The organism is Kitasatospora sp. NPDC041988 (assembly GCF_055588525.1).
Genome location: NZ_JBVJCO010000095.1, coordinates 1 through 7,572 on the forward strand (window position 1 = coordinate 1; position 7,572 = coordinate 7,572).

General features: G+C 76.2%; 2 protein-coding genes. Both read left to right on the forward strand.

Features of this window, described 5'->3' with window-relative positions; all coding sequences use genetic code 11:
• The coding region (locus tag ACZ6NC_RS41605; RefSeq protein ID WP_465739096.1) for a type I polyketide synthase at positions 1-5,858 on the forward strand (5,858 nt) is incomplete at its 5' end.
• Between the two features lie 85 nt (positions 5,859-5,943).
• Positions 5,944-7,572, forward strand: a 1,629-nt coding sequence (locus ACZ6NC_RS41610; RefSeq protein ID WP_465739097.1) for a type I polyketide synthase, incomplete at its 3' end; no start/stop codon positions are given.

The following is a 7,572-nucleotide window of genomic DNA, read 5'->3' on the forward strand; positions in this document are numbered from 1 at the left end:
CTGCTCTGCGCCGCGACCGCCCCGAGGCGCAGACTGCCCTCACCGCCCTCGCCCGGATCCACGTCCAGGGCCACGAGGTCGACTGGGCCGCCCTGTTCGGCGGCGACCGCCGTCCGCGCCTCGCGCTGCCCACCTACCCCTTCCAGCGGCGCCGCTACTGGCTGGAGCCGGCCGCCCGGGCCGCCGACGCGGGCGGACTGGGCCTCGGCGTGGTCGAGCACCCGGTCCTGGGCGCCACCGTAGTCCCCGCCGACTCCTCCGGCGTCCTGCTGACCGGCAGCGTCGGCCTGCGCACGCACCCCTGGCTCGCCGACCACGTCGCCCACGGCACCGTCCTGGCACCGGGCGCGGCCCTGCTGGAGCTGGCGATCCGGGCCGGCGACGAGGTCGGCGCGACGACGCTGGACGAACTGGTGGTCGAGGCCCCGCTGGTGCTGCCCGCCGACGGCACGCTCCAGCTCCAGGTGGCCGTCGGCGCCCCGGACGGGACGGGCGTCCGCCCGGTCACCGTCCACTCCCGGCCCGCCGCGGACGCCGGGTGGACCAGGCACGCCACCGGTCTGCTCTCCGGCACGCCGGTCACGGCCGAGACCTTCACGTGGCCGCCGGCCGGCTCGGCCGAGCCGCTCCCGGTCGAGGAGGCCTACGAGCTGCTGGCCGCCGTCGGCCTCACGTACGGGCCGGCCTTCCGTAACCTGCGGGAGGTCTGGCAGGACGGCGACACGCTGTACGCGACGGCCGGGCTGCCGGAGCAACTGCGGTCGGACGCCGCCCGGTTCGGCCTCCACCCGGCGTTGCTGGACGCCGCCGCCCAGCTGCCCGCCCTGCACGGGGGCGCGGCCGGCGGGCGCCGGCTGCCCTTCGCCTACCGGGGCGTCACGCTGCACGCCTCGGCCGCCACCGAGCTGCGGGTCCGGCTGACCGCGACCGGTCCGGACGCCTACGCGCTGGAGGCCACGGACCCGGCGGGCCGGCCGGTGGTCTCGATCGCCTCGCTGGTCACCCGGCCGGTGCGGGAGGACCGGATCGGCGGCGCCCCCGCCGTCGGCCGGGACACGCTGTTCGCCGTGGAGTGGCCGGCGTTCGCGACGCCGCAGGAGGCGGAGGACTTCGCCTGGGAGCCGCTGCACGTCGAGGGCGGCGAGAACGTACTGGCCGGCGTGATGGCGCAGGTGCAGGCGTGGCTGGCGGACGAGTCGCACGAGGGCTCGCGGCTGGTCGTCCTCACCCGGGGCGCGGTCGCGGTGGACGACGGTGAGGTGCTCGACCTGGCGGTCGCGCCGGTCTGGGGCCTGCTGCGCTCGGCCCAGTCGGAGCACCCGGAGCGGATCATCCTGGCCGACACCGACGGCCGGCCGGCCTCCGCCGGGATCCTGGCGGCCGCCGTCGCGACGGGCGAGCCCCAACTCGCCCTGCGCGCGGGCGTCGTGCACGTGCCGAGGCTGGCCCGGGTGGCCGTGCCCGAGGTCGATGCCTCACGCCCGTGGGATCCGGACGGCACCGTGCTGATCACCGGCGGCACCGGTGTGCTGGGCGCGCTGCTGGCCCGCCACCTGGTGGCGACGCGGGGCGTGCGGCACCTGCTGCTGCTCTCCCGCAGCGGCCCGGACGCCCCCGGCGCCTCCGACCTGCGCGCCGAACTCGCCGACCTTGGCGCCTCCGTGACCATCGCCGCCGCCGACGCCGGCGACCGCTCCGCCCTCGCGGCCGCGATCGACGCGGTGCCGAGGGAGCACCCGCTGACGGCGGTGATCCACACCGCCGGAGTCGTCGACGACGGCGTCCTCACCGCCCTGACCCCCGAGCGGCTGGCCACGGTCTGGCGCCCGAAGGCCGACGGCGCCCGCCACCTGCACGAACTCACCCGCGGCCACGACCTCGCGGCCTTCGTCCTCTACTCGTCCGTGGCCGCCGTCCTCGGCTCCCCGGGGCAGGCGAGCTACTCCGCCGCCAACACCTACCTCGACGCCCTCGCCGCCCACCGGCGCGCCATCGGCCTGCCCGCCCAGTCCCTCGCCTGGGGCCAGTGGGCCGAGGCCAGCGGGATCACCGGCCATCTGACGGCGACCGACCTGGCCCGGCTGGCCCGGCTCGGCATCCGCCCGATCGGCTCCGCCGAGGGTGTCGAACTCTTCGACGCCGCCCAGCGGTCGGCCGGCCAGGCGACGCTGGTCCCGTCCCCGTTGGACCTGGCTGCCCTGCGCTCCCGCCCGGTGCCCGCGCTGCTGCGCGGGCTGGTCCGGCCGACCCGCCGGGCCGCCAGAGCCGGCGCCGCCACGGGTGACGGCACGCTGGCCGACCGCCTGGCCGCCCTGCCCGACGACATCGCACGGCTCGCGGCGATCCTCCGGCTGGTCCGGACCGAGGTGGCCGCCGTGCTGGGCACGGACGCCGAATCGGTCGGCGCCCAGCGGCCGTTCACCGGCCTCGGGCTGGACTCGCTCACCGCCGTCGAGCTGCGCAACCGGATCGCGGCAGCGACCGGCCTGCGACTCTCCGCGACCCTGGTCTTCGACCACCCCGACCCGGCCGCGCTCGCCGAGCACCTGCGTACCGAACTCCTCGGCGCCGCCGTGCAGATGAAGCAGGACACCCCGGTAGCGATCCGCGCCGACGAGCCGATCGCGATCGTCGGCATGGCCTGCCGGCTGCCCGGCGGGGTCTCCACCCCCGAGGAGCTGTGGCGGCTGGTGGCCGAAGGCCGGGACGCCGTCACCACGTTCCCCGACGACCGGGGCTGGGACCTCGACGCCCTGTACGACGAGGACCCGGACCACCCAGGTACCTCGTACACCCGCCACGGCGGCTTCCTGGAGCGGCCGGCCGACTTCGACGCCGCGTTCTTCGGCATCTCGCCGCGCGAGGCGATCGCCACCGACCCGCAGCAGCGCCTGCTGCTGGAGACCAGCTGGGAGGCGCTGGAGAGCGCCGGCCTGGACCCGGCCGCCCTGCGCGGCAGCCGGACCGGCGTCTTCGCCGGCGTGATGTACCACGACTACGCGCCGCGCGTCCGGGAGGTGCCGGCCGAACTGGAGGGCTGGCTGGGCAACGGCACGGCGGGCAGCGTGGCCTCGGGCCGGATCTCGTACTCCTTCGGCTTCGAGGGCCCGGCGGTCACCGTCGACACCGCCTGCTCGTCCTCGCTGGTCGCCCTGCACCTGGCCGCGCAGTCGCTGCGCTCGGGCGAGTGCGACCTCGCGCTCGCCGGCGGCGTGGCCGTGATGTCGACCCCGACCACCTTCGTCGAGTTCTCCCGCCAGCGCGCCCTCTCCGCCGACGGCCGCTGCAAGGCCTACGCCGGGGCCGCGGACGGCACGGGCTGGGGCGAGGGAGTCGGCCTGCTGCTGGTCGAGCGCCTCTCCGACGCCCGCCGCAACGGCCACCCGGTCCTGGCGATCGTCCGCGGCAGCGCGGTCAACCAGGACGGCGCGTCCAACGGCCTGACCGCGCCCAGCGGGCCGTCCCAGCAGCGGGTGATCCGCCAGGCGCTGGCCAACGCGGGCCTCGGCACCGCCGATGTGGACGCGGTCGAGGGCCACGGCACCGGCACCACGCTCGGCGACCCGATCGAGGCGCAGGCCCTGCTGGCCACCTACGGACAGGACCGCCCGGACGGCCGGCCGCTCTGGCTGGGCTCGCTCAAGTCCAACATCGGCCACACCCAGGCCGCCGCGGGCGCCGCCGGCGTCATCAAGATGGTCCAGGCGTTGCGGCACGGCGTGCTGCCGCAGACCCTGCACGTGGACGAGCCCTCGCCGTACGTGGACTGGTCGGCGGGCGAGGTCCGGCTGCTGACCGAGCCGCGCGAGTGGCCCGAGGCGGGCCGGCCGCGCCGGGCGGGCGTCTCCTCGTTCGGGGTCTCCGGCACCAACGCCCACGTGATCATCGAACAGGCCCCCGCGGCCGTCGTCCCGCAGCGCGGCAAGACCCCTGCCGTCCTACCGTTCGTGGTCTCCGCCCGCTCGCCCGAGGCGCTGCGCGCCCAGGCCGGCCGGGTCGCCGACCTGCTGGAGACCGAGGACCCGGTGGATGTCGCGCACACCCTGGTGGCCGCCCGCGGCGCGCTGGAGGAGCGGGCCGTCGTCGTCGGCGACCCGGCAGGCCTGCGGGCGCTCGCGCTCGGCGACCCGGCGGCCGGGCTGGTCACCGGCACCGCCGACGTGGCCGGGCGGACCGTCTTCGTCTTCCCCGGCCAGGGCTCCCAGTGGGCCGCCATGGCGGTCGAACTACTCGACACCGCACCCGTTTTCGCCGCCCGGATCGAGGAGTGCGCGGCCGCCCTGGCCCCGCACACCGACTGGTCGCTGCTGGACGTCCTGCGCGGCGCTCCCGGCGCCCCCGGCCTGACGGGGGAATCCCCGGCCGGAGGCTGGGGGAGGGTGGACGTGGTGCAGCCGGTGCTCTGGGCGGTGATGGTGTCGCTGGCCGAGCTCTGGCAGGCCCACGGCGTCCGCCCGGACGCAGTGGTCGGCCACAGTCAGGGCGAGATCGCCGCCGCCGTGGTGGCCGGCGGGCTCACCCTGGCCGACGGCGCCCGCGTCGTCGCACTGCGCAGCCGGGCGATCCTGGCGCTCTCCGGCCGGGGCGGGATGGCCTCGGTCGCTCTGCCCGCGGCCGAGGTGGCCGAACGGATCAACGCCTGGGGCGAGCGGCTCTCCATCGCCGTCGTCAACGGCCCGTCGGCGACCGTGGTCTCCGGCGAGCCCGAGGCACTGGCCGAACTGGTCGCCGGCTACCGGGCGGAGGACGTCCGGGCCCGGCTGATCCCGGTGGACTACGCCTCGCACTCCGCCCAGGTGGACGGCCTGCGGGAGGAGCTGCTCGGCCTGCTCGCGCCGGTCCGGCCGCGCACCGGAACCGTCCCGCTGCTCTCCACCGTCACCGGCGACTGGTACGACACGGCCGGGATGGACGCCGGGTACTGGGTGACCAACCTGCGCGAGACCGTCCGCTTCGAGGAGGCCACCCGGGCGCTCGCCGATCAGGGGCACACCGTGTTCGTCGAGGTCAGCCCGCACGCGGTGCTCACCGTGCCGGTGCAGGAGACGCTCCAGGCGGCCGGCCTGGCCCGCCGGTCGGTGGTCGCCGGGACGCTCCGCCGCGACCAGGGCGGGCTGGACCGGTTCCTGCTCTCCGCCGCCGAACTCCACGTGCGCGGGGTGCCCGTGGCATGGCCGGCCGTCTTCGGGGCCGCCCGCCCACGGCCGGTCGCCCTGCCCACCTACGCCTTCCAGCGGCAGCGCTACTGGCTGGATGCGACGGTCTCCACCACGACCGTGACCGTGCCCGCGGTCCAGGCGGCGGAGGCCGGCGGGACACCGCCCTGGGTGGCCCGGCTGGCCGCCCTGGACGGGCCGGCGGCCCGGGAGACGGCGCTGCTCGACCTGGTCCGGCGGGAGGCGGCCGTCGTCCTCGGCCACAGCGACCCCGCCGGGGTGGCCGCCGAGCGGGCCTTCCGCGAGCTGGGCCTCAGCTCGGTCACCGCGGTCGAGCTGCGCAACCGGATCGGCGCCGGCACCGGGCTGGAACTGCCCGCCACGCTGGTCTTCGACCACCCGACCCCGGCGGCGATCGCGGCCTTCCTGCTCGCCGAACTCCCCTCTGCCGACGGCGAGCCGGCGCAGCTCGGCGCGCTGGAGTCGCTGGCCGCACTGGAACGGGCGCTGGAACGCGCGCCGGCCGGCCCCGGCCCGGACCGCGACTCGGTGCTGTCCCGGCTGCGGGCCCTGGTCGACCGCTGGGACGTCGGGCCAGGCGCCGACGACCAGCAGGACGAACTCGACGAGTTCGACCTGGAGAACGCCACCGACGAGGAGCTGTTCGCGCTGATGGACCGGAACTCCTCCGACACCCACTGACCCCGGACGGAGGCTCCCCGGCCGGAACGCCTCCGGCCGGGAGAGCCCCGCCCCACCCCGTACGTCTGCGATACGAGAGGCACCGATGTCCAACGACCAGAAGCTCCGGGACTACCTGAAGCGTGCGCTGGCCGACGCCAGACAGGCCAACAAGCGCCTCCAGGAGGCGGAGAGCGCCAAGCGGGAGCCGATCGCGATCATCGGTATGGCCTGCCGCCTCCCGGGCGGGGTCGCCTCGCCCGAGGACCTCTGGCGGCTGGTGTCGGACGGCGTGGACGCCATCACCGAGTTCCCCGACGACCGCGGCTGGGACCTCGACGCGCTCTACGACCCCGACCCCGACCACCCCGGCACCTCCTACACGCGGCACGGCGGATTCCTCGACACCACGGCCGAGTTCGACGCCGAGTTCTTCGGCATCTCGGCGCGCGAGGCGCTCGCCACCGACCCGCAGCACCGGCTGCTGCTGGAGACCGCCTGGGAGGCCTTCGAGCGTGCGGGGATCGACCCGACCGCGCTCAGGGGCAGCCGGACCGCCGTCTTCGCCGGGATCGCCGGCGGCGACTACACCCCCCGACTCCACGACGCCCCGGGCGAGTTGGAGGGGTACCTCGGCATCGGCGGACTGGACAGCGTCGCCTCCGGTCGGATCTCCTACACCTTCGGCTTCGAGGGCCCGGCGGTCACCGTGGACACGGCCTGCTCCTCCTCGCTGGTCTCGCTCCACCTGGCCGCGCAGTCACTGCGCTCCGGGGAGTCCGACCTCGCGTTGGCCGGCGGCGTCAGCGTGATGGCCTCGGCGCAGGGGTTCGTGGAGTTCTCCCGGCAGCGCGGCCTCTCGGTGGACGGCCGCTGCCGCGCGTTCGGGGCGGCGGCGGACGGCACCGGCTGGGCGGAGGGCGTGGGCCTGCTGCTGGTCGAGCGGCTCTCCGACGCGCGCCGCAACGGCCACGAGGTGCTGGCGGTGCTGCGCAGCTCGGCGGTCAACCAGGACGGCGCCTCCAACGGCCTCACCGCGCCGAGCGGCCCCTCGCAGCAGCGGGTGATCCGCCAGGCGCTGGCCGGCGCCCGGCTCTCCGCCGCAGACGTCCACGCCGTCGAGGCGCACGGCACGGGCACCAGGCTGGGTGACCCGATCGAGGCGCAGGCCCTGCTCGCCACCTACGGGCAGGACCGTCAACACCCGCTTCTCCTCGGCTCGTTGAAGTCCAACATCGGCCACACCCAGGCGGCGGCGGGCGTCGCGGGCGTGATCAAGTCCGTCCTGTCGATCCGGCACGGCGTGCTGCCGCGCACCCTGCACGCCGAGGAGCCCACGCCGTTCGTGGACTGGTCCGCGGGCGCGGTCGAGCTGCTCACCGAGCCGCGCGAATGGCCGCAGGTCGACGGCCCGCGCCGGATCGGCGTCTCGGCCTTCGGGGCCTCGGGGACCAATGCGCACGTGATCATCGAGGAGGCGCCGGCTGTTGTGGCGCCCGCGTTGGGCAGCGCCCCGGCGATGGTGCCGTCCGTGGTGCCGTTCGTGCTCTCGGCGCGGACGCCGGAGGCCCTGCGGGCCCACGCCGACAGGGTGGCAGGCCTGTTGGAGGCCGCGGACCCGGTGGACGTGGCCCGGGCCTTGGTGACCTCGCGTGCCGCGTTGGAGGAGCGGGCCGTTGTTCTGGGTGATCCCTCGTTGCTGCGTTCGTTGGACGGTCCGGGTGTGGTGCGTGGT